Origin of the sequence: Hydrogenophaga sp. (assembly GCF_036675665.1) — a bacterium.
In the GTDB taxonomy this organism is placed as follows: Bacteria; Pseudomonadota; Gammaproteobacteria; order Burkholderiales; family Burkholderiaceae_C; genus Hydrogenophaga.
The window spans coordinates 1-20,342 of the sequence record NZ_JAKFEO010000030.1; the positions used below are offsets into that span (position 1 = coordinate 1).

Below are 20,342 nucleotides of genomic sequence, written 5' to 3' on the forward strand. Positions count from 1 at the left end.
TGCGCGGTCTCAACATCAGCATCACGACGACCGCCAAGAACGACGAAGAGTGCAAGGCTCTTCTGGCTGGTTTCCGTTTCCCGTTCAAGAACTGAGGTGGCGCGTGGCTAAACAAGCACTACTGCAACGTGAACTCAAGCGCGAGAAACTCGCCGCCAAGTTCGCCAAGAAATACAACGAATTCAAAGCCGTCGCCAACGACGTCAAGAAGACCGACGAAGAGCGCGATGCGGCCCGCCTGGGGCTGCAGAAGCTGCCCCGCAACTCGAACCCGACCCGCCAGCGCAACCGCTGCGAGATCACCGGTCGTCCGCGTGGCACCTTCGCCCACTTCGGCCTGGCTCGCGCCAAGGTCCGTGAAATGGCGTTTGCCGGAGAAATCCCCGGCATCACCAAAGCCAGCTGGTAAGCCCTAGGAGAACCACAAATGAGCATGAGTGATCCTATCGCCGACATGTTGACCCGCATCCGCAACGCGCAGATGGTCGAGAAGTCCACCGTGTCGATGCCGGCCTCCAAGGTCAAAGCCGCGATTGCCCAGGTCCTGAAGGACGAGGGTTATATCGACGGATTCCAGGTCAAGAACAACGACGGCAAGAGCGAACTCGAAATCGCCTTGAAGTACTACGCTGGCCGTCCCGTGATCGAACGCATCGAGCGTGTGAGCCGTCCTGGCCTGCGCGTCTACCGCGGTCGCAACGCCATCCCCCAGGTCCAGAACGGTCTGGGTGTGGCCATCGTCACCACGCCCCAGGGCGTGATGACCGATCGCAAGGCTCGCGCCACCGGTGTCGGCGGCGAAGTCCTGTGTTACGTCGCCTGATGCGGGCATTGAGGAGCAATTAATGTCACGTATTGGAAAACTGCCGGTCTCCATCCCTGCCGGGGTCGAGATCGCCGTCAAAGACGACCTGATCAACGTCAAGGGCACGCTCGGTGCCCTGGCGCTGGCGCAAAACGCGCTGGTGAAGGTCGAAAGCAACAACGGCGCGCTGACCTTCGTTCCCGTGAACGAGTCCCGCGAAGCCAACGCCATGTCGGGCACCATGCGTCAGCTGGTCAACAACATGGTCAACGGCGTCAGCAAGGGCTTCGAGAAGAAGCTCACGCTGCTGGGCGTGGGCTACAAGGCCCAGGCACAAGGCACCAAGCTCAACCTGACGGTGGGTTACTCCCACCCGGTGGTGATGGACATGCCTGCCGGTATCAAGGTGGAAACGCCGACGCCGACCGAAATCCTGATCAAGGGTTCGGATCGTCAGCGTGTTGGTCAGATCGCTTCCGAAGTGCGGGCCGTGCGCCCCCCCGAGCCCTACAAGGGCAAGGGCATCCGCTATGCGGATGAAAAGGTCGTGATCAAGGAAACCAAGAAGAAATAAGGATCAGGATCATGTTGACCAAAAAAGAGCAACGTCTGCGCCGCGCCCGCCAAACGCGCATCCGCATTGCGCAGCAGGGCGCCGTCCGCCTGACCGTGAACCGCACCAATCTGCACATCTACGCCAGCGTCATCTCCGACGACGGCGCCAAAGTGCTGGCCTCGGCCTCCACGGCCGAAGCCGAAGTGCGTGCCCAGATCGGTGGCGCCGGCAAAGGCGGCAACGCCTCTGCTGCAGCCCTGATCGGCAAGCGCATCGCCGAGAAGGCCAAGGCCGCCGGCATTGAAAAGGTGGCGTTCGACCGTTCCGGTTTTGCCTACCACGGTCGGGTGAAAGCCCTGGCAGACGCCGCCCGCGAAGCCGGCCTGCAGTTCTGATCAAACGGAAACCACAAAATGGCTAAATTTACGGCAAACATCAAGAACGAAGCGAACGAAGACGGTTTGCGCGAAAAGATGATCGCGATCAACCGCGTGACCAAGGTGGTCAAGGGCGGTCGCATCCTCGGTTTCGCAGCACTGACCGTCGTCGGCGACGGCGATGGCCGCGTGGGCATGGGCAAGGGCAAGGCGCGTGAAGTGCCGGTGGCCGTGCAGAAGGCCATGGAAGCGGCCCGCCGCAACATGATCAAGGTGTCGCTCAAGAACGGTTCGTTGCACCACAGCGTGCATGGTGAGCACGGCGCTTCCAACGTCATGATGCTGCCCGCCTCCAAAGGTACCGGCATCATCGCCGGCGGCCCGATGCGCGCCGTGTTTGAAGTGCTCGGCATCACCGACGTCGTGGCCAAGAGCCATGGCTCGAGCAATCCCTACAACCTGGTGCGTGCCACGCTGGACGCACTGAAGAATTCAACCACCCCGTCCGACGTGGCTGCCAAGCGTGGCAAGTCCGTCGAAGACATTCTGGGTTGATTGGAGCGATCATGACCACTCAAAACACCGTCAAGGTTCAGTTGGTGCGCAGCCCCATCGGAACCAAGCAATCCCACCGCGACACCGTGCGTGGCCTGGGTTTGCGCAAACTCAACAGCACCAGCGAGCTGCAGGACACGCCTGCCGTGCGCGGCATGATCAACAAGATCAGCTACCTGGTCAAAGTACTCTGATCGGAGTCACGGACATGCAACTCAACACCATCAAGCCATCTGAAGGCTCCAAGCACGCCAAGCGCCGCGTCGGTCGCGGCATCGGCTCAGGCCTGGGCAAGACTGCCGGTCGTGGCCACAAAGGCCAGAAGTCCCGTTCGGGTGGTTACCACAAGGTGGGCTTCGAAGGCGGTCAAATGCCTCTGCAGCGCCGCTTGCCCAAGCGCGGCTTCAAGTCGACCCAGCTGCAGTTCAATGCTGAAGTGACCCTGACCGACATCAGCGCACTCAACGTCGCCGATGTGGACATGCTCGTGCTCAAGCAGGCCGGCCTGGTTCCTCATCTGACCAAGCGCGTCAAGGTCATCAAGACGGGCGAACTCACGCGCGCCGTGTCCTTCAAGGACGTGACGGCCACTGCGGGCGCCAAAGCTGCGATCGAGGCCGCTGGCGGCTCCGTCGCCTGACCGGACCCCTACGGAAACAACCTGTGGCAACTGGATCCACGTCCCTGGCCAAAACCGGCAAGTTCGGCGACCTGCGTCGTCGGCTGGTTTTCTTGCTGCTCGCCTTGGTGGTGTACCGCATTGGTGCGCACATCCCGGTGCCGGGCATCGACCCTGCGCAACTTGAGCAGCTGTTCAAGGGGCAGGCGGGTGGCATTCTCAGCCTCTTCAACATGTTCTCGGGCGGAGCGCTGTCGCGCTTCACCGTGTTCGCGTTGGGCATCATGCCGTACATCTCGGCATCGATCATCATGCAGCTCATGACTTACGTGGTTCCCACGTTCGAGCAGCTGAAAAAAGAGGGCGAGGCCGGTCGTCGCAAGATCACGCAGTACACCCGCTACGGCACATTGGGCTTGGCGATTTTTCAGTCGATGGGCATTGCGCTCGCGTTGGAGGGCTCTGCCGGCTTGGTGATCGATCCCGGTATGGGCTTTCGTCTGACGGCCGTGGTCAGTCTGGTAGCAGGCACCATGTTCCTCATGTGGCTTGGCGAGCAGATCACCGAGCGCGGACTGGGCAACGGGATCTCCATCCTGATCTTCGCCGGCATCGCCGCGGGCTTGCCCAGTGCGGTGGGTGGTTTGCTGGAACTGGTTCGCACCGGTGCCATGAACATCCTGATCGCCATCTTCATCATTGCGCTGGTGGTTCTGGTGACCTACTTCGTGGTGTTTGTGGAGCGCGGCCAACGCAAGATCCTGGTGAACTATGCGCGCCGCCAAGTGGGCAACAAGGTCTACGGTGGCCAGTCGTCGCACCTGCCGTTGAAGCTGAACATGGCCGGCGTGATTCCACCCATCTTTGCGTCGTCGATCATCCTGCTGCCCACCACCGTGGTGAGTTGGGTGAGCACTGGTGACTCCACACGTTGGTTGCGCGACATCGCTTCTGCCTTGTCGCCGGGTCAGCCGATCTACGTGGCCTTGTACGCGGCTGCCATCATTTTCTTCTGCTTCTTCTACACGGCGTTGGTGTTCAACAGCCGCGAGACCGCGGACAACCTGAAGAAGAGTGGTGCATTCATTCCCGGTATTCGCCCTGGCGACCAGACTGCGCGCTATATCGACAAGATCCTGCTGCGTCTCACGTTGGCCGGTGCCGTCTACATCACTGCGGTCTGTCTGCTGCCTGAGTTCCTGATCCTGAAATACAACGTGCCGTTCTATTTTGGCGGCACCTCTCTGTTGATCATTGTTGTGGTCACCATGGATTTCATGGCGCAGGTTCAGAACTACATGATGTCGCAGCAGTACGAATCACTGCTCAAGAAGGCAAACTTCAAGACGTCACCTGGTAGTTGAGTTTTTGTATGTCCAAGGACGACGTGATCGAGATGCAGGGCGAGGTGGTTGAAAACCTCCCCAACGCGACCTTCAGGGTCAAACTCGAAAACGGTCATGTGGTGCTGGGGCACATCAGCGGCAAGATGAGGATGCATTACATCCGCATCCTGCCTGGCGACAAGGTCAAGGTAGAGCTCACGCCCTACGACCTCACCAGGGCGCGAATCGTTTTTCGCTCGAAGTGAGTGGTTGGTTGTTGAATATTTTTGGAATATCTAGGAGAAGACTATGAGAGTTTCGGCTTCGGTCAAGAAAATGTGCCGCAACTGCAAGATCATCAAGCGGCACGGTGTTGTGCGAGTCATTTGCACCGATCCGCGTCATAAGCAGCGTCAAGGCTGATTGAAGTTTAGAGGACCATCATGGCTCGTATTGCAGGCATCAACATTCCGCCGCACAAGCACGCTGAAATCGGCTTGACGGCAATCTTCGGTATTGGTCGCACCCGCGCTCGCAAGATCTGCGAAGCATGCGGTATCGACTACACGAAGAAGATCAAGGACCTGAGCGACGCGGAACTCGAAAAAGTTCGCGATCAGGTCGGCACGTTCACGATCGAAGGCGACCTCCGCCGTGAAACGACCATGAACATCAAGCGATTGATGGACATCGGTTGCTACCGCGGTTTCCGTCACCGCCGTGGCCTGCCGCTGCGTGGTCAGCGCACGAAGACCAATGCGCGTACGCGCAAAGGTCCCCGCAAGGCAGCCCAGTCGCTGAAGAAGTAATCGGTTCGAAGGATTCCCATGGCCAAGTCACCCTCCACCAGCGCATCCGCACGCGTTCGCAAGAAAGTCCGCAAGAACATTGCCGACGGCATTGCTCACGTGCACGCCTCGTTCAACAACACCATCATCACGATCACCGATCGCCAAGGCAATGCGTTGTCCTGGGCCTCGTCCGGTGGCCAGGGCTTCAAAGGCTCGCGCAAATCCACACCGTTCGCTGCCCAGGTGGCATCGGAAGTGGCCGGTCGCGCTGCCATCGAGCAAGGCATCAAGAACCTGGATGTCGAGATCAAGGGCCCGGGTCCTGGTCGCGAATCCTCGGTGCGCGCCCTGGGCGCCCTGGGCATCCGCATCAATTCCATCTCTGACGTGACGCCTGTGCCGCACAACGGTTGCCGTCCGCAGAAACGCCGCCGCATTTAAGGCGGTACCGCGCACGCGGTATAATGGAAAGCTTTTTTTCGAGCGCCACCGCAGTCGCCTGCGGTGGCATTTTTTGCTAAGCCCACCGCCACTTCATTCGAGGAGTGGCTCCCGCAATGACATCGATTGATGTCGGTTGCGGCAGAAACACAAGGACATCAACGTGGCACGTTACCTCGGCCCCAAGGCCAAACTCTCCCGCCGTGAAGGCTCCGACCTGTTGCTCAAGAGCGCCCGCCGCTCGATCAGCGACAAGGCCAAATTCGACTCCAAGCCTGGCCAGCACGGCCGTACCTCGGGTCAGCGCACCTCCGATTTCGGCGTGCAGCTGCGCGAGAAGCAGAAAGTCAAGCGCACGTATGGCGTGCTTGAGCGTCAGTTCCGCCGCTACTTCGCAGAAGCCGACCGCCGCCGTGGCAATACCGGCGCCAACCTGCTGTTCCTGCTGGAAGCACGCCTGGACAACGTCGTGTTCCGCATGGGCTTTGCATCGACCCGCGCCGAAGCCCGCCAGATCGTGTCTCACAAGGCGATCCTGGTGAATGGCAAGTCGGTCAACATCCCGTCGTATTCCGTGAAAGCTGGCGATGTGATCGCCGTTCGCGAGAAGTCGAAGAAGCAGGGTCGCGTGCTTGAAGCCATGGAACTGGCCAAGCAGATCGGCTTCCCTGCATGGGTGGATGTGTCGGTTGAAAAGGTCGAAGGCGTGTTCAAGAAGTCGCCTGACCGCGACGAGTTCGCCTCCGACGTCAACGAATCGTTGATCGTCGAACTGTATTCCCGTTAATTTCGTTCCCGGCATGCACCTTTGCGGGTGCGGTCGGGCCATGCTCCATCTGCCTTATCGGTGTAACGAGCCGAGGGTACTGAAGGAAGTTTGAATGCTGAACAATCTGCTGAAGCCCAAAACCATCAATGTCGAGCAAACCTCGACCAACCGTGCCAAGGTCACGCTCGAGCCTTTCGAGCGTGGTTACGGCCATACGCTGGGCAACGCCCTGCGCCGGGTTTTGTTGTCTTCCATGACCGGCCATGCGCCGACCGAAGTCACCATTGCCGGTGTCGTGCACGAGTACTCGTCGATCGACGGCGTCCAGGAGGACGTGGTCAACATGCTTCTGAACCTCAAGGGCGTGGTGTTCAAGCTCCACAACCGCGACGAAGTCACGCTGAGCCTGCGCAAGGACGGCGAAGGCCTCGTGACGGCCGCTGACATCCAGACCCCGCATGACGTTGAAATCGTGAACCCCGGTCATGTCATCGCCACGTTGTCTGCGGGCGCCAAGCTGGACATGCAGATCAAGGTTGAAAAAGGTCGCGGCTATGTTCCCGGTAGCCTGCGCCGCAATGACGATCAGGCCCGCTCCATCGGCCGCATCGTTCTGGACGCGTCGTTCTCGCCGGTCAAGCGCGTGAGCTACACGGTTGAGAGCGCTCGCGTCGAGCAGCGCACCGACTTGGACAAGCTGGTGCTCGAGATCGAAACCAATGGTTCCATCGGTCCTGAAGAGGCGGTTCGCGCCTCGGCCAAGATTCTGGTCGAGCAATTGGCTGTGTTTGCACAACTCGAAGGCGCTGAGCTCAACTTCGAAGCGCCTGCACAGCGCAGCTCGCAGCAGTTTGACCCGATCCTGCTGCGCCCTGTGGATGAGCTTGAGCTCACCGTGCGTTCGGCCAACTGCCTCAAGGCGGAGAACATTTACTACATCGGTGATCTGATTCAGCGCACCGAGAATGAGCTGCTCAAGACCCCCAACCTGGGTCGCAAGTCGCTCAACGAGATCAAGGAAGTGCTCGCGTCGCGCGGCTTGACCTTGGGCATGAAGCTTGAAAACTGGCCGCCCGCCGGCTTGGACAAGCACTGAAATTCCGCAAGCTGGCATGCAGCCGGCCACGGACGAACTCGCAGTACCTGACACGGCTGCGGGCAAAACAACTGAAAGGATGAAAAATGCGTCACGGACACGGACTTAGAAAACTCAACCGCACGAGCGAACACCGCCTCGCGATGCTTCGCAACATGATGAACTCGTTGCTGACGCACGAAGTCATCAAGACCACAGTGCCCAAAGCCAAAGAGCTGCGTCGCGTCGTGGAACCCATGATCACGCTGGCCAAGGTGGCCACCGTGGCCAACCGCCGCTTGGCATTTGACCGCCTGCGTGATCGCGATGTGGTCGTGAAGCTGTTCAACGAGTTGGGCCCGCGATTCGCAGCTCGTCCCGGCGGCTACACCCGTATTCTGAAGATGGGATACCGCGTGGGTGACAACGCCCCCATGGCACTCGTCGAGTTGGTTGATCGTGCAGAAGATGCTGCACCGGCCGCCGAAGCCGACAAAGCGTGATAGAATACAAGGCTTGACGCGCGGTGGAGCAGCCTGGTAGCTCGTTGGGCTCATAACCCAAAGGTCGCAAGTTCAAATCTTGCCCGCGCAACCAACCAAATCAAGCACTTGCTTGTCATTGAAGCCCTCGGAAACGAGGGCTTTTTTGCTTGTGACGAGGTTTGTGACGAGGTCTGTGTCGTCACAAAAATCGAGACTTGCGTTTGTGACCGTTGGGCAACTTGTCGACTCACTAGTCAACACTTCTTCGTGCTGCTTCTTGCGCAACGTCCGTTGTGCAGCGGTTTCCGTCAGTCGGTATGAAGAGCCGAGCCCGCAGCGCTTGCTGCATCGCGGTCATTCAGTTCCTCCAGATCGCAGGAATCGAACATCAGCTGCCGGACGTGCTGCAGACATTGCAAGCATATGTGTGGCGCGGACACGGCGTTGTGACGCACCTAAGCGTACCGGTTGTACGCCTGCGGGTTGTTGAAACTAGGCACAGTGGGACCAGCCGACAGGAACCACCCGATGTCCGGGTCGTAGACCCGGGCATTCCTGTGGATGATGTCCAGCTCATCGAGGTGTTCGTGGCCGGTGAACCCCCGGTTGGTGCTGGTCGCATCGACGTTGCCGGTCTGGTCAAACGCCTGATTGATGTTGCGCCGCTTGCCAAACGGGTCCTAGGCCATGCGAATTCAACAGCCTGGCCATCGAGGTCAACAGCATCATGAAGATGCCCCGACGTCCTTGGACGTCGCGGGCATGGCGCAGCCGCAGTTCGCCGCCATCGTGAACGAAGACTTCAAGCGCTGGGCCGACATCATGAAGAGGGCGGGCATCAAGCCAGAGCATGCGTTCGCGGGCAGGCCTGCACCCACATGCTGGGGCGCACGCAGCGCCCCGAGCAACGCTCTCAGAAGCCACCGTCCACGCTGGACGCCAGCGTCACGGCTTCGACCAGCGCGGAGAGCTGAGCCGAATGCTGTGCCGCCAGTCGCGCCATCTTGCGCCGGGCGGCGGGCAAGAGATGCACCTCGACCTGGCGACGATCGCGTTCGCTGGGCTTTCGTCGCACCAGGCCGGACTCTTCGCAGCGTGTGACCAGCGCCACCGCGCCATGCACCTGCATCTGCAGGCGCTCTGCAATCTCGGAGATGCTGGCCCAGTTGCGGCCCTCAAAACCTTGCGTGTGCAGCATGAGCTGGTACTGCAGCGCTGTAACGCCTTCCTCGCGTGCCGCGTCCTCGCTGAAGCGCAGAAAGCAGCGCAGCATGTAACGGAAGTTGGACAGCGCTTCGTAGCGGCGCTTCTCGTCCGACTCTGTTGTCTTGGTCATGTCGCATTTCCCCCTCATGACGCCATGAGGCAGAGGGACTATATCAGCGCGCCCGGTTCTCCTAAATGATTCTTATCATCAGGGAAATTACTCATGTCATGATCTAATTTACTTCATAACATGATGCATCTGATCGGCAACCGATCCCTCTCGGACCTTCTCCCTGTGCCGGTCATGTCCCGTGAATTTCTTGCCCGTTGATGGGTGAGAGGTTTTGTCATTTCCGCTTCACCCCCACCTTCACGATGCAGATCAAGAGTCGCAAGGATTTTGTTTCCGGATTGATGTTCATGGCGATCGGCACGGCCTTCGCCGTGGGCGCAACCAACTACACGGTGGGCTCTGCAGCCCGAATGGGGCCCGCCTACTTTCCGCTGATGCTCGGCATCCTGCTGGCCTTGATGGGGACGGGTGTCGTCGCCTCTTCCATGGCCAGCGGCCGGCCCGATGGCGGACCTATCGGGCGCATCGCCTGGAAACCGCTTCTGTTCATCGTCGGCGCGAACCTCCTCTTCGGCATCTTGCTGGGCGGTGTGCAGACACTGGGCGTGCCGGCCATGGGGCTGATCGCGGCCATCCTCGCGGTGGTGGTCATTTCAAGCATGGCCGGCACCCAGTTCAGGTTGCGCAGCGCGCTGATCCTCGCGCTCATCCTCGCGGTGAGTAGCTACCTCGTTTTCGTCCTTGGCCTAGGCTTGCAGTTCCAGGTCTGGCCCACCTTCATCGGCAACTGAACCACCATGGAACTACTTGACCATCTGAGCCTCGGCTTCGGCACAGCGTTCACGTTGCAGAACCTGCTCTACGCCTTCATCGGCTGCATGCTGGGCACGCTGATCGGCGTGCTGCCGGGGGTTGGCCCGACGGCGACCATCGCGATGCTGCTTCCCGCCACGTACGGGCTGCCGCCGGTGGCCGCACTGATCATGCTCGCAGGCATTTACTACGGTTCGCAGTACGGCGGCTCCACGACCGCCATCCTGGTGAATTTGCCGGGTGAAGCGTCGTCCGTGGTGACGGTCATCGACGGCCACAAGATGGCCCAGAACGGCCGCGCGGGGGCCGCGCTGGCGGCAGCGGGCCTGGGCTCGTTTTTTGCCGGCAGCGTGGCTACGCTGGTGCTCGCGGCATTCGCGCCGCCGCTTACCGAGATCGCCCTCACATTCGGGCCCGCCGAGTATTTCTCCCTGATGATCGTTGGCCTGATCGGCGCAGTGGTGCTGGCCTCGGGCTCGCTCCTCAAGGCGCTGTGCATGGTGGTCACCGGCCTGCTGATCGGGCTGGTGGGCACGGACGTCAATTCCGGTGTGGCGCGCTTCTCGTTCGACATCCCCGAGCTCACCGACGGCATCAGCTTCATTGCGATCGCGATGGGCATCTTCGGCTACGGCGAGATCATCGCCAACCTGGCCAAGCCGGACCAGCACCGGGAAGTGTTCACCGCCAAAGTCAGCGGGCTGTGGCCAACAGCGCAGGACTTCCGCGACATGACGCCCGCGGTGCTGCGCGGCACTGCCCTGGGCTCGGCGCTGGGCATTCTTCCGGGCGGGGGCTCGCTGCTGTCGGCTTTCGCGTCGTACACGATCGAGAAGAAACTCAAACCACGGCCAGGGGAAGTGCCGTTTGGCCGCGGCAACATTCGAGGCGTGGCGGGCCCAGAAGCGGCCAACAACGCGGGCGCGCAGACCTCGTTCATTCCGCTGTTGACGCTTGGCATCCCTGGCAATGCGGTCATGGCGCTGATGGTCGGCGCGATGACCATTCACAACATCCAGCCGGGTCCGCAGGTCATGACCAGCAACCCCGAACTGTTCTGGGGGTTGATCGTCTCAATGTGGATCGGGAATCTGATGCTCGTCATCCTGAACCTGCCGCTGATTGGTCTGTGGATCAAGCTATTGACCATTCCGTACCGCTGGCTCTTCCCGGCCATCGTGCTGTTCTGCGCCATCGGCGTCTATTCCACGAACAACAACACCTTCGACGTCTGGATACTGGGGTGGTTCGGTATCGTGGGTTACATCTTCCACAAGCTGGAATGCGAACCGGCACCCTTGCTGCTGGGTCTGATTCTGGGTCCGATGATGGAGGAATACCTGCGCCGCACGCTGCTGATTTCGCGGGGCGACTGGGGCGTCTTCGTGTCACGCCCGATCTCTGCCACGTTGCTCGTTGCGGCCTTGGTACTGCTGGCTGTTGTGTTGCTTCCAACTGTGAAGAGGGGTCGCAAGGAGGCCTTTGTCGAAGAAGGCTGATGGTGCGCCTGTTGGCTTCCGTTGAAATCTGTCAGTGCGGCACAACGAAGAGCAACGGCCGCAGCATAGTCCAGCGCGAGAAAACGAAGCGCACCTTCTTCTATGCCAGACCGTTCGTTCATTGACGGACTGAGTGCGTGGTTCGTCGGACACCTGGTCTTGTGAGTGAAGCGGTCCTAGGAGGCGCCGACTGGCGTTTCATTTCGTTGCTGCCACGGCTTCCACCTCCAATGCAAAGCCGTGGTGCAACTCGGGCACCGGTACGACCGCCCGTGCGGGCATGGACTGACCAGCCCATGCCATGTACAGCTGATTGAAGACAGGCCAGTTGTCGATGTTCGTGATGTACACGCGCACCTGCACCAGTTGTGCCACGCTGCTGCCGGCGGCCTCCAGTGCGGACTGCGCGTTGGCCAGGGTTTGGCGGGTCTGCGCTTCAAAGCTGGCCTGATGGAGGCGCTCGCCCGACGGTGTGATGGGCAGTTGACCGGAGACAAACACGAGGCCGTTGGCGATCGTGGCGTGGCTGTAGTGGCCACCAGGTGGGGCCATGTCGACAGGACTGATCTGGCGAATGCTGTTGTTCATCGTGGAGTGCTACCAGCCATAAAAACGTTGCCAGATCGAAGCGGCTTCTGGCTCGCTTCCGGCGGTGGCAACCACCGTGTGGTATTCGGGGAACTGCGCGCCGGTAGCGCACGCGTGGTTGGGCAAGATGCGAAGCTGCGTACCGATGGGAAACCGGGTGCTGATGGCGTGGTCGGGTTCCGGGCCGGTGCGGCTCAGGATGCCGTGCTCCTGGTTGGCGCTGGTGAGCTGGTAGCCGTCCAGGGGCTGACCATCAGCGTTGCAGACCTGGCGTATCTGAAGGTGCACGGTGAGCCAACGCATCCGCGTGAACTCGTGTCGCACGCGACCATCTGCATCCGGGAAAACGACGAAGACGTGAGCCTGTGGCACTACCGAAAGGGCAGCACGCGCAGCGCCATACGGGTGTCGCCCACCATGGTCAGCAACGATGGGGAGGTGGCGCGCACCTGGGCGCAGGCGGGCCTTGGCGTGGTGCTGCGATCGCAATGGGATGTCGAGCACCTGGTGGCGCAGGGCAAGCTGGTGCGTTTGCTGGCCGACTGGCAGTTCGACCGCGCAGACATCGTTGCCCTGGTGCCTGGTCGACGCGGCAACACCCAGCGTGTGCAGGCCTGCGTGGAGCACCTTCGAGCGGCGTTTGCGAAGCCCGTGTGGCAGTTCAATGCGGTCCAAAAGCGATGAGCCAAGGCGTGTAGCACTCGGGTTTTCTAGAGACGATCTGCAAGACATTTGCCTGTGGTGTCGCCAACGTATGTCGGTTTCTTGGTACGGCCGCCACTCGTTGTTGAGGCGACAACTGGCTGTTTTCAACCGCAACGGTCGCTCAACGGCCCAAGGCGACGGACAGCAACCCGTCGAGGCTGTGTGAAAACTCACCGCGGTAGGCACCAGTCCGAAAGTCGACCTCCCAGATGGGCCCAGGTTGCGTTTTTGCGCATGTGCCCAGGGGCCATGGAGCCCTGAAAACGTGACTCAACGGAGTTTTCACACAGCCTCAGTCTCTCCCTGACATTCCACCGGACATCCCTTCACTCGACGGTGAGCCTCGCTGCTTGCCGGTCGGCGTCAAACACCAGCCGATTCGGCCATGCGGGCCAGTGTGTTCCCAGGAGGGCGGTGTTGGGGTCACCCTGGCGGGCGAAGGCACCGAGGCTTTGCATCATCCTTGCCGACAAGGCCAGCCGGCCGGCCGCGTTCGCCTGGCTGAACGAGATGTTGGCGTAGAGCGAAGGCCCGAAATTGCCGAAGATGAACGGCAAGTCAAAGCTGTGCGCCGCTCCATAGACCACATCAAAGGGTGGGGGCAATTCGTCCCAGTCGAAGCGGTAGTGCCACACGTCAGGCTGGCGCGACTTGAGCGCGTTGAGCACGTCGTCGCGGAAGGCGAAGAACCAGATGCGGTCGAGCTCGGCAATGCGTGCATTCAGGCCGGTGGTCGGCGCATTGACCGGCAGGTACTGCGGTGGAATCCAGTCCTCGACACGGCTGGCGGGTGGTGCGTCAGGCTTGTAGTCGTGGACCAGCTTGAACACCGCTGCGTCATCGAGCAGGCGCCCGCTGGTGCCCCCGAGTGCGGGCCGCAGCGCCAGCAGGCCAGGGAAGAGCTTGCTCTCGTCGCGCGTGTTGCCCGTCAACACCGGCACCTTGAGGTACCGACCGGCCCGGATGGCAGCGATGGGATCGGCCGGCACCACGTGTCCATCGGGAATCGGGTTGGCTGCGGCCAACCCCAGCGGTGCAAGGCGCGTGCGCACGGTGTTCAACAGGGCATTCGCCGAGATGCCACGCAGGTAGGCGGCCAGCTGCTGCGCCGTGCGCGAAGCGATGTGCGCTTCTGCGGCGGCCCGGTCGACCGCGGTGCCGTCGGCAATGAGGGAATGGATCAGCAAGGCGTTGCCGCGCGTGGCCCAGACGCTGCGGGGAAGGATGGTCGAAAGAGAACCGGGTGGCAGCGTGGCGGCCGAAGAAATGCCTCCGCTGAGCGCCACCAGCCGATGGAACAGGGGCGCGGGCCTGGCCACCACCATGGGTGAGGTGAGCAGCGCGTACACATTGACCGCACCGGCAGACTCGCCCATCAGCGTGACCCGGCCCGGATCACCGCCAAATGGGGCGATGTTGCCCTGAACGAACTCCAGCGACTTGACGATGTCGAGCAGCGCGAAATTGCCGGAGTCGGCCGCGGCGTCACCGGTTTTCAGCGGCGCGAGATCGAGGAAGCCGAACACGCCGAGCCGGTAGGCGACCGACACCACGACCGAGCCAGTGGTCCTGGCCAGCGCGGCACCGTCGTAGACGGGGTCGGCGGTGTAGCCGGTGATGTTGCTGCCGCCATGCACCCAGACGATGACCGGCCTGGGTGTGGGCGACGGCTCGGCCGGCGCCCAGATGTTGAGGTAGAGACAGTCTTCCGAACCCAGTGTCTGGCCGAGCGAGCTGCCGATGGTGGCGTCGTGCCGGTTGTTCAAGCCCGGTCCATACAGACGGCCGGTCTGCACGCAGGCGGGAGCGAACGCCGTCGCCCTGCGAGGCGCCGTCCACGCCGGCGGGTCCACCGGTGCCTGCCAGCGGCGTTGCCCCACTGGCGCTGCCGCAAAGGGAACGCCTTTCCAGCTGTGGACGCCGCTGGCAGCGGTTTCGTCGGCGCCCACAACGGGGCCGAACGTGGTCTGTCGTTGCAGGCCGTTGCGATCGAGGGGCGCGTGCGTGCAGGCGTTGAGCATCAGCAGCGTGCCGATGGCGAGAGCGAGGCAGGTCGTGGCGGCTTTCATCGAGTGCTCATTCGATCTTGATGTTGGCCTTGCGAATCACGTCGGTCCACTTGCGCGTCTGGCCGTCGATGAACTGGGCGAACTCCGCACCCGGGGCTCCGCTGGCCTCCAGACCCATGTCCAGCAGCTTTTGCTTGATGGCTGGGTCGTCCAGCGCACGCAGTGCAGCGGATTGCAGCCGCGCCATCACTTCCAGCGGTGTGGCGGAGGGCACCATGAACCCGTACCACCCGGAAGCGACCACGCCAGGGAAGCCTTGTTCGCGGATGGTGGGCGCCGACGGATACAACGGGCTGCGTGCCTCGGACGCCACGCCGATCACGCGCAGCTTGCCGGCCTCGATGTGCGGCAACGCCGAGCTGATCGCCGTCAACGTGGCATCGATGCGTCCGCCCAGCAACTCGGAATACGCCATGGCGTCGCCTCGCATGTGCACGTTCAGCCCCTCCATGCCGGCCTCCCGCAACAGCAGTTCGGCGGCCAGGTGTGGCTGTGATCCGGCACCGGGCGAGCCAAAGTTGAGTCCCCCCGGGCGTGTCTTCGAGAACGCCACGAGATCGCGCACGGTCTTGACCGGGCTCTGCGAATTGACGATCAGAAACAACGGTGCATGCATCGCCATGGCGAGGGGGCGCAGTTGTTCGCGCTGGTAGCTCAGGCCTTTTCCGTACAGCGCTTCGGCTGTGGCATAGGGCGCAGCGACATAGAGGACGGTGTAACCATCGGCAGGTGCACGCGCCACGAGTTCGGTCGCCAGCCGGGTTCCCGCCCCGGGCTTGTTCTCCACGACGATCTGCTGGCCCAGGTCCTTCGCGAGATATTCGCCCAACACGCGGGCCGAGAGGTCACTGGCCCCGCCGGCACCATATGGCGAGATCAGCCTCACCGGCCGCGAGGGCCAGTCCGACTGGGCGTGGGCGGGAAGGCCCGATCCCGAGGCCAGGCCGGCGGCGAGCGTGATGAGCACCGTGCGGCGCCGGGGTCCTGTTGGGGGAATGCTTGTCGAAGGTCGGTGGCGCAATGTCATGTCGGTCTCCTGTTTTTGGTGTGGTGAAGGCGCGCCCGTGTTACCGGCGGCGCAGGGGGGGATACGGAAACTGGAATTCGAGGTGCCGGCGCCGGGGTTGGTAGAGCCGAAGCACGACATAGAAGTCCTCTCCAGCGGGTGCGGGCAGCCAGTTGTGCGCCGGACCGGGGTCCTCGGCCTGGATCCGGATCGACAGACTGCCATCGGCCCCCGTCAGCAGACCCGGCAGGCGGTCTCCCACCGAGTAGCGGTGAATGGGATTGGCCACGAGCAGGCAATCGCTTCGCCGGTACAGCGTGAGCGACCAGAAGGCGCCAACCTCGGGTGTGGCGCCGGGCGGAAACTGCAGCTCGTAGGCGTGCGAACCATTCAGCAGCAGCCCTTCGGCGTCCACCTCCGCAGTGGGGTACATGGCCTCTTCGATGCCCAGTGCACCGATGAAATTGCGCGCGACGCGGGCGCGCATGCTCACGTCCTGACCCCAGTGAGTGCGTACCGCGACCGGCAATGCCCAGCCACCCCCCAGCGCGTGCGGCTGGGCCTTCTGGCGAAGCTCCTCGAACACCAGCGGCAGCTCGGCCGCCAGTGCGGCATCGTCCACTGGCCAGAACGAGGTCTCGCCGTGCGGCACCGGATTGCGCGCCAAGGCCTCGTCGACCGTGGCGCGGTAGATCGCGGCAGCGGGGGTGTCCACCGAGCGACCGTCCAGCCGGGTGTCCACGCGCATCGCGGCATCGCCGCCGTCCAGGCGATGCGCCGATATGCCGCGTTGCAGCGCGCCGGCCTGTTCCAGGTTGCCCGGTCTGTCGTCCACCAGGATGCGGCCGATGACCCAGACGTCGTCGCCCGGCGATGCGATCACGTTGTCCACGCCGCCGGGCACCTCGCCTGACCATGCCGGCCCGTGCACGAGCGTGCGTTGGCGCCGGTTGCCGGTGGTGCGGCGTCCCACGTAGGCAAACGGGTTCGTCCATGCGTCCAGCAGGCCCAGCGTCCAGTAGCGTTCACCCATGTCGGGCGTGTCGATCAGCACCGGCCCTTGTGACAGGTCCAGCCAGGCGTTGCTGAAGACGGTGTCGTTGTTGGGGCTGACCACTTCGCGGTCGTCCGGTCCGATCCGGCGGTGGGTGTGGGTGAACTGGTTCACCCAGCGCATGCGGGACGCGCGGTCCTCGCTGGCGAAGCCGAGAACTGCATGGCGCCGGGCCGTGGTGGCGGCGCGCATGCGCATCATCTCGAACAGCGGCAGGGTCTGCAACACGGCGGCGCGAGCGCTCTCGCCGGAAGACCTCACGGGGGTTGGCATGGTTGGGCCCATGTTCAGACCACCACGCGAGCTTCGCGCAGCGCGGCGATGTCTTTGGCCGAGTAGCCGAACTCTGCGAGCAGGTCGGCGCCGTCCGCACCGCAGACGGGCGCGGCGGCTGGCGTGGGCCTGCGGCCATTGCCGATGCGATAGGGCAATCCCACCGCCCGGTAGTGGTCGCCGTCCGCTGACGCGGCGTCCACCAGAATCCCGCTGGCGATGACGTCCGCGCTGGTCAAGACATCGCGGTAGCGGCGCACCGCGCCAGCCACGATCTGGTGCTGGTTGAGCATGGCAACGCAGGCCTCGCTGGTGTAGCCCGAGAGGCATTGATTCAACACCTCGCGCAGCTCGGCTCGGTGGGCGACGCGCCCGTCGTTGCTGGAAAAGCGCGGGTCATGCACCAGCTCTTCACGGCCGATGGCACTGCAGAAACGCTTCCAGTGGTCCTCTGCGTAAGCCGACAGCACGATGTGGCCATCGAGCGTGGCCACCACTTCGGCTGCAGGCGCGTTGTGAGGCTGCCCATGTCCGATGCGGGTGGGTTCGGGGCCGCCCCCCAGGTATTCGCACCAGGTGGCAGCCTGCAGGTGAAGTGCCGTCTCCAGCAGCGACACCTCCAGCGTCTCACCCATGCCACTGCGTTCGCGCCCGTACAGGGCCGCCAGGATGGCCTGCGCGCCCAGGTCTGCGGCGGCCGCATCGACGATGGGCACCCCCACCTTCTGCGGCGGCCGATCGGCCTCACCGGTGACGAACATGAGACCACTTTCCGCTTGCGCCGCGATGTCGTAGCCGGGACGTTCGCTGGAAGGTCCGGCGCCACCAAAGCCCGAGATGGACAGATAGATGACACGCGGATGTCTGGCCCGCACCTCCGAGGGCCCAAGGCCCAGCTTCTCGGCCGCGCCCGGGCGCAGGTTCTGCACGACGACGTCGCACTGCGCGATGAGCCGCCACGCAATCGCCCGGCCCGCCTCGCTCTTGAGATCCAGGGCGATGGATCGCTTGCCCCGGTTGTAGGCCCGCACCATGGCTTCGCCGTAGCGACCGACATGGCGGGCCTGGTCGCCGGCCAGCGGCTCGACCTTGATCACCGTGGCGCCGAGTTCCGCCAGCGTCATCGCGGCGCCGGGGCCTGCAATGTACTGACCGAAATCGATGACCTTGACCCCGGCCAGGGGAGTGGCGGGAGCGAGCGAGGCGTTTTCTTGGGGATGCGACATGGGGTGCAACGATAGTCGTCATCTCGATTCCTGAAAAATCCATAATCTTGATGACCTGATCACCATGAGTGATCACTGTCCTTTCGCATTTCTCTCTGGAGCACCCCCATGTCCTTCCACTCCGACTACCTCGTCAGGCGGCTGCGCCTTCGGCATCTGGAACTGCTGGTGGCCCTGGCCGATGCGGGAACGATGCGCGCCGCCGCCACACGACTGAACCTGAGTCAGCCCGCGCTGAGCAAGATGCTGGGCGAGATCGAGACAGGCTTTGACGCGCGCCTGTTCGAGCGAACGGCACAGGGACTGGTGGCCAACGCAGCGGGGAAAGCCGCGGTCTACAGGTCGCGGGTCATGCTGGGCGAGCTCTCGCGCAGCAAGGACGAAGTGGATGCCCTGCGAACCGGCGCTGTCGGCTTGCTGCGGCTGGGCACCTTGTCTGTCACGGCCACCGTGCCTCAAGCCGTTGCCCAGCTGCGACGGTGCTTGCCCCGAGCCAGGGTGCAAGTGCAGGAAGGCCGGGTGCGCGAGATGATCCAGCGGCTCCTCAACGGCGAGCTCGACTGCGTGTTCGGTGCCGTCACACCCGAATTGCTCACAAGCGACCAGCTCTCGCTGCTGCAACCGGAAGTGCTTCTGAAGGACGAACTCTGTGTGCTGTGCGCGGAGGGACACGTTCTCTCGCGCAGCCGGCGATTGACCTGGGCCGGTGTTCACACCCAGCCGTGGGTAGCACCTCCAAGAGACACGCTGGTGCGCCAGGCATTGATGACCGCGTTCCTCAACGCGGGCCTGGAGCCACCGGAGCCCTCCATCGAAGTGCTCTCATCCGTCACCCTCGGAAGCGTGCTGCGTCTGGATGGCGCGTTGCTGGGCGCGGTGCGATTTGAACAGGCGCGAGACGAACTCGCGCGCGGTGGCATCGTTCGCCTGCGGATCACTCCACCAGTGTTGCTGCCGTCGCTGGGCCTGTACACGCGGCGAGCCGCTGAAGGCCCGCCCCCGGTCGTGCAAGCCTTCGCCGATGCGATACGCCAGGTCAGTGCGCGCACCCGAATACAAACGCCCTCAAAAAACCGCCCGTCTTGAAGAGGTGTGTCACCCCAGCTGGCGATCAGAGACACGCGGCTCACGATCCAACATGGAGTCGATGAACGCACCCAATGCCGGCGATGGGTGGCGCCGATTCGAGTAGTACAGAAACAGCCCCGGCCGTGTGATCGACCAATCGCCGAGGACCTGGATCAACCGCCCCTGGGCGAGATGCTCATCGACTTGCTCACGGTCAAAGGCATAGGCAATGCCCAGTCCCTGCACTGCGGCTGCAACGCCGATGTCCGAGTGATTGGTGACCAGAGGCCCTTCTGCCGCGATCTCCAGTCGCTTTCCCCTCTTCTCGAACGCCCAGCGCCAAGGCACACCGTCCACCTGGAGCCGCCAGTTGATGCAGGCGTGACCATGCAGGTCGGCCGGTGCATGGGGGACGCCGTGATGCGCCAGGTAGTCCGGCGATGCCACCGCGATCATTTTCAGGTCGGACGTCAGGCGCACGGCGATCATGTCCTTCTCCAGTCGCCCACCCACGCGGATGCCGGCATCGAAACGGCCCGCGACGATATCGCTCAGCCCGTCGTCCACCACGATGTCCAGTACGACATCAGGGTGTGCACGGTGAAACTTGCCCAGCCGGGGGGCGATGATCTGTCTGGCAGCCATGCCCAGCGTATTGATGCGCAGCGTTCCGCTCGTCTGGCCCGCAGCCGCGCTGGCTTCGGCCACCGCGTCAGCCATGTCCCGGAACAGCGGTGCGATGCGGGAATACAGGTGCTCCCCGGGGGCTGTTGGCGCCACGCTGCGTGTGGTGCGGTTGAGCAACCGCGCGCCAAGGCGGTCCTCGAGTTGACGAATGGTCTGGCTGAGCGCTGAAGGCGAAAGCCCCAGATGCTCTGCAGCGCGCGCAAAGCTCGCGCGCTCGACCACCGCGACAAATGCCTTCAGTTCAGCATATTCCGATCCGCGCATTCTGTATTGATTT

26 protein-coding genes, 1 tRNA gene and 3 pseudogenes are annotated in these 20,342 nt (G+C 62.7%); 21 read left to right on the top strand and 9 right to left on the bottom strand.

The window, feature by feature from the left end:
• The 17 genes and pseudogenes from V6M63_RS10350 to V6M63_RS10430 all read left to right on the top strand — a co-directional run.
• Positions 1-95 (top strand): annotated as a pseudogene (locus V6M63_RS10350) (50S ribosomal protein L5); the annotation flags it as partial.
• Between the two features lie 8 nt (positions 96-103).
• Entirely contained in the window at positions 104-409 is a 306-nt protein-coding gene (rpsN, locus tag V6M63_RS10355) for a 30S ribosomal protein S14 (RefSeq protein ID WP_159603318.1), read from the top strand.
• A gap of 18 nt (positions 410-427) precedes the next feature.
• Complete coding sequence (rpsH, locus tag V6M63_RS10360) at positions 428-823, top strand: 30S ribosomal protein S8 (protein ID WP_056268992.1); 396 nt, start codon at positions 428-430, stop codon at positions 821-823.
• Between the two features lie 22 nt (positions 824-845).
• Positions 846-1,379 (top strand): 50S ribosomal protein L6, encoded by a 534-nt coding sequence (gene rplF, locus V6M63_RS10365; protein ID WP_056268989.1) that lies wholly within the window; start codon positions 846-848, stop codon positions 1,377-1,379.
• Between the two features lie 11 nt (positions 1,380-1,390).
• The gene (gene rplR / locus V6M63_RS10370; protein WP_056268986.1) at positions 1,391-1,756 is read left to right on the top strand and encodes a 50S ribosomal protein L18; all 366 of its coding nucleotides are present in this window, start codon (positions 1,391-1,393) and stop codon (positions 1,754-1,756) included.
• An 18-nt stretch (positions 1,757-1,774) separates the two neighbouring features.
• Positions 1,775-2,293, top strand: a complete 519-nt coding sequence (gene rpsE / locus V6M63_RS10375; protein WP_056268984.1) for a 30S ribosomal protein S5 — start codon at positions 1,775-1,777, stop codon at positions 2,291-2,293.
• Positions 2,294-2,304: 11 nt separating this feature from the next.
• Positions 2,305-2,487, top strand: a complete 183-nt coding sequence (gene rpmD / locus V6M63_RS10380) for a 50S ribosomal protein L30 (protein WP_056268982.1) — start codon at positions 2,305-2,307, stop codon at positions 2,485-2,487.
• A gap of 14 nt (positions 2,488-2,501) precedes the next feature.
• Positions 2,502-2,933 (top strand): 50S ribosomal protein L15, encoded by a 432-nt coding sequence (gene rplO, locus V6M63_RS10385; RefSeq protein WP_332741512.1) that lies wholly within the window; start codon positions 2,502-2,504, stop codon positions 2,931-2,933.
• 23 nt (positions 2,934-2,956) lie between these two features.
• Positions 2,957-4,276 carry a preprotein translocase subunit SecY gene (gene secY, locus V6M63_RS10390; RefSeq protein ID WP_056268977.1) on the top strand — a complete coding sequence of 440 codons (1,320 nt, stop codon included), beginning with the start codon at positions 2,957-2,959 and terminating at the stop codon, positions 4,274-4,276.
• An 8-nt stretch (positions 4,277-4,284) separates the two neighbouring features.
• The gene (gene infA, locus V6M63_RS10395) at positions 4,285-4,503 is read left to right on the top strand and encodes a translation initiation factor IF-1 (protein ID WP_029461331.1); all 219 of its coding nucleotides are present in this window, start codon (positions 4,285-4,287) and stop codon (positions 4,501-4,503) included.
• Positions 4,504-4,546: 43 nt separating this feature from the next.
• Positions 4,547-4,660, top strand: coding sequence for a 50S ribosomal protein L36 (gene rpmJ, locus V6M63_RS10400; RefSeq protein WP_009514917.1), 114 nt, complete (start codon positions 4,547-4,549; stop codon positions 4,658-4,660).
• 20 nt (positions 4,661-4,680) lie between these two features.
• Complete coding sequence (rpsM, locus tag V6M63_RS10405; protein WP_056268975.1) at positions 4,681-5,046, top strand: 30S ribosomal protein S13; 366 nt, start codon at positions 4,681-4,683, stop codon at positions 5,044-5,046.
• Positions 5,047-5,064: 18 nt separating this feature from the next.
• Positions 5,065-5,469, top strand: coding sequence for a 30S ribosomal protein S11 (gene rpsK, locus V6M63_RS10410; protein ID WP_056268973.1), 405 nt, complete (start codon positions 5,065-5,067; stop codon positions 5,467-5,469).
• Between the two features lie 163 nt (positions 5,470-5,632).
• Entirely contained in the window at positions 5,633-6,256 is a 624-nt protein-coding gene (gene rpsD, locus V6M63_RS10415) for a 30S ribosomal protein S4 (RefSeq protein ID WP_056269099.1), read from the top strand.
• 94 nt (positions 6,257-6,350) lie between these two features.
• On the top strand, positions 6,351-7,334 hold the full coding sequence (locus V6M63_RS10420) for a DNA-directed RNA polymerase subunit alpha (RefSeq protein WP_056268971.1): 984 nt from the start codon (positions 6,351-6,353) through the stop codon (positions 7,332-7,334).
• Positions 7,335-7,420: 86 nt separating this feature from the next.
• A complete protein-coding gene (rplQ, locus tag V6M63_RS10425; RefSeq protein WP_291085285.1) occupies positions 7,421-7,816 on the top strand; it encodes a 50S ribosomal protein L17 in 396 nt (131 codons plus the stop codon).
• A 17-nt stretch (positions 7,817-7,833) separates the two neighbouring features.
• Positions 7,834-7,910 (top strand) — tRNA-Met (locus tag V6M63_RS10430).
• Positions 7,911-8,253: 343 nt separating this feature from the next.
• Here V6M63_RS10430 and V6M63_RS24555 read toward each other — a convergent pair.
• Both V6M63_RS24555 and V6M63_RS10435 read right to left on the bottom strand, forming a co-directional pair.
• Positions 8,254-8,463 (bottom strand): annotated as a pseudogene (locus V6M63_RS24555) (RHS repeat-associated core domain-containing protein); the annotation flags it as partial.
• 248 nt (positions 8,464-8,711) lie between these two features.
• Positions 8,712-9,134, bottom strand: a complete 423-nt coding sequence (locus V6M63_RS10435; protein WP_332741534.1) for a MarR family winged helix-turn-helix transcriptional regulator — start codon at positions 9,132-9,134, stop codon at positions 8,712-8,714.
• 245 nt (positions 9,135-9,379) lie between these two features.
• Here V6M63_RS10435 and V6M63_RS10440 point away from each other — a divergent pair, with 245 nt between their 5' ends.
• Positions 9,380-9,868, top strand: coding sequence for a tripartite tricarboxylate transporter TctB family protein (locus V6M63_RS10440; protein ID WP_332741535.1), 489 nt, complete (start codon positions 9,380-9,382; stop codon positions 9,866-9,868).
• Between the two features lie 6 nt (positions 9,869-9,874).
• Positions 9,875-11,389 (top strand): tripartite tricarboxylate transporter permease, encoded by a 1,515-nt coding sequence (locus tag V6M63_RS10445; protein ID WP_332741536.1) that lies wholly within the window; start codon positions 9,875-9,877, stop codon positions 11,387-11,389.
• A gap of 198 nt (positions 11,390-11,587) precedes the next feature.
• Here the strand turns inward: V6M63_RS10445 and V6M63_RS10450 are convergent, their stop codons facing one another.
• Both V6M63_RS10450 and V6M63_RS10455 read right to left on the bottom strand, forming a co-directional pair.
• On the bottom strand, positions 11,588-11,977 hold the full coding sequence (locus V6M63_RS10450) for a RidA family protein (RefSeq protein WP_332741538.1): 390 nt from the start codon (positions 11,975-11,977) through the stop codon (positions 11,588-11,590).
• 9 nt (positions 11,978-11,986) lie between these two features.
• A pseudogene (locus V6M63_RS10455) lies at positions 11,987-12,244 on the bottom strand (DSD1 family PLP-dependent enzyme); the annotation flags it as partial.
• A 48-nt stretch (positions 12,245-12,292) separates the two neighbouring features.
• Here V6M63_RS10455 and V6M63_RS10460 point away from each other — a divergent pair.
• On the top strand, positions 12,293-12,661 hold the full coding sequence (locus V6M63_RS10460) for a LysR substrate-binding domain-containing protein (RefSeq protein ID WP_332741540.1): 369 nt from the start codon (positions 12,293-12,295) through the stop codon (positions 12,659-12,661).
• Positions 12,662-13,008: 347 nt separating this feature from the next.
• Here V6M63_RS10460 and V6M63_RS10465 read toward each other — a convergent pair whose 3' ends face one another.
• The 4 genes from V6M63_RS10465 to V6M63_RS10480 are packed head-to-tail and all read right to left on the bottom strand — an operon-like array spanning position 13,009 to position 18,310.
• Complete coding sequence (locus tag V6M63_RS10465) at positions 13,009-14,751, bottom strand: carboxylesterase/lipase family protein (protein WP_332741542.1); 1,743 nt, start codon at positions 14,749-14,751, stop codon at positions 13,009-13,011.
• A gap of 7 nt (positions 14,752-14,758) precedes the next feature.
• A complete protein-coding gene (locus V6M63_RS10470) occupies positions 14,759-15,778 on the bottom strand; it encodes a Bug family tripartite tricarboxylate transporter substrate binding protein (protein WP_332741544.1) in 1,020 nt (339 codons plus the stop codon).
• Between the two features lie 40 nt (positions 15,779-15,818).
• On the bottom strand, positions 15,819-17,084 hold the full coding sequence (locus tag V6M63_RS10475; RefSeq protein WP_332741546.1) for a DUF1254 domain-containing protein: 1,266 nt from the start codon (positions 17,082-17,084) through the stop codon (positions 15,819-15,821).
• A gap of 14 nt (positions 17,085-17,098) precedes the next feature.
• Positions 17,099-18,310, bottom strand: coding sequence for a CaiB/BaiF CoA transferase family protein (locus tag V6M63_RS10480; protein ID WP_332741548.1), 1,212 nt, complete (start codon positions 18,308-18,310; stop codon positions 17,099-17,101).
• Positions 18,311-18,418: 108 nt separating this feature from the next.
• Here V6M63_RS10480 and V6M63_RS10485 point away from each other — a divergent pair, with 108 nt between their 5' ends.
• Complete coding sequence (locus V6M63_RS10485) at positions 18,419-19,396, top strand: LysR family transcriptional regulator (RefSeq protein WP_332741550.1); 978 nt, start codon at positions 18,419-18,421, stop codon at positions 19,394-19,396.
• A gap of 9 nt (positions 19,397-19,405) precedes the next feature.
• Here V6M63_RS10485 and V6M63_RS10490 read toward each other — a convergent pair whose 3' ends face one another.
• The gene (locus tag V6M63_RS10490) at positions 19,406-20,329 is read right to left on the bottom strand and encodes a LysR family transcriptional regulator (RefSeq protein WP_332741906.1); all 924 of its coding nucleotides are present in this window, start codon (positions 20,327-20,329) and stop codon (positions 19,406-19,408) included.
• Positions 20,330-20,342: the final 13 nt, after the last annotated feature.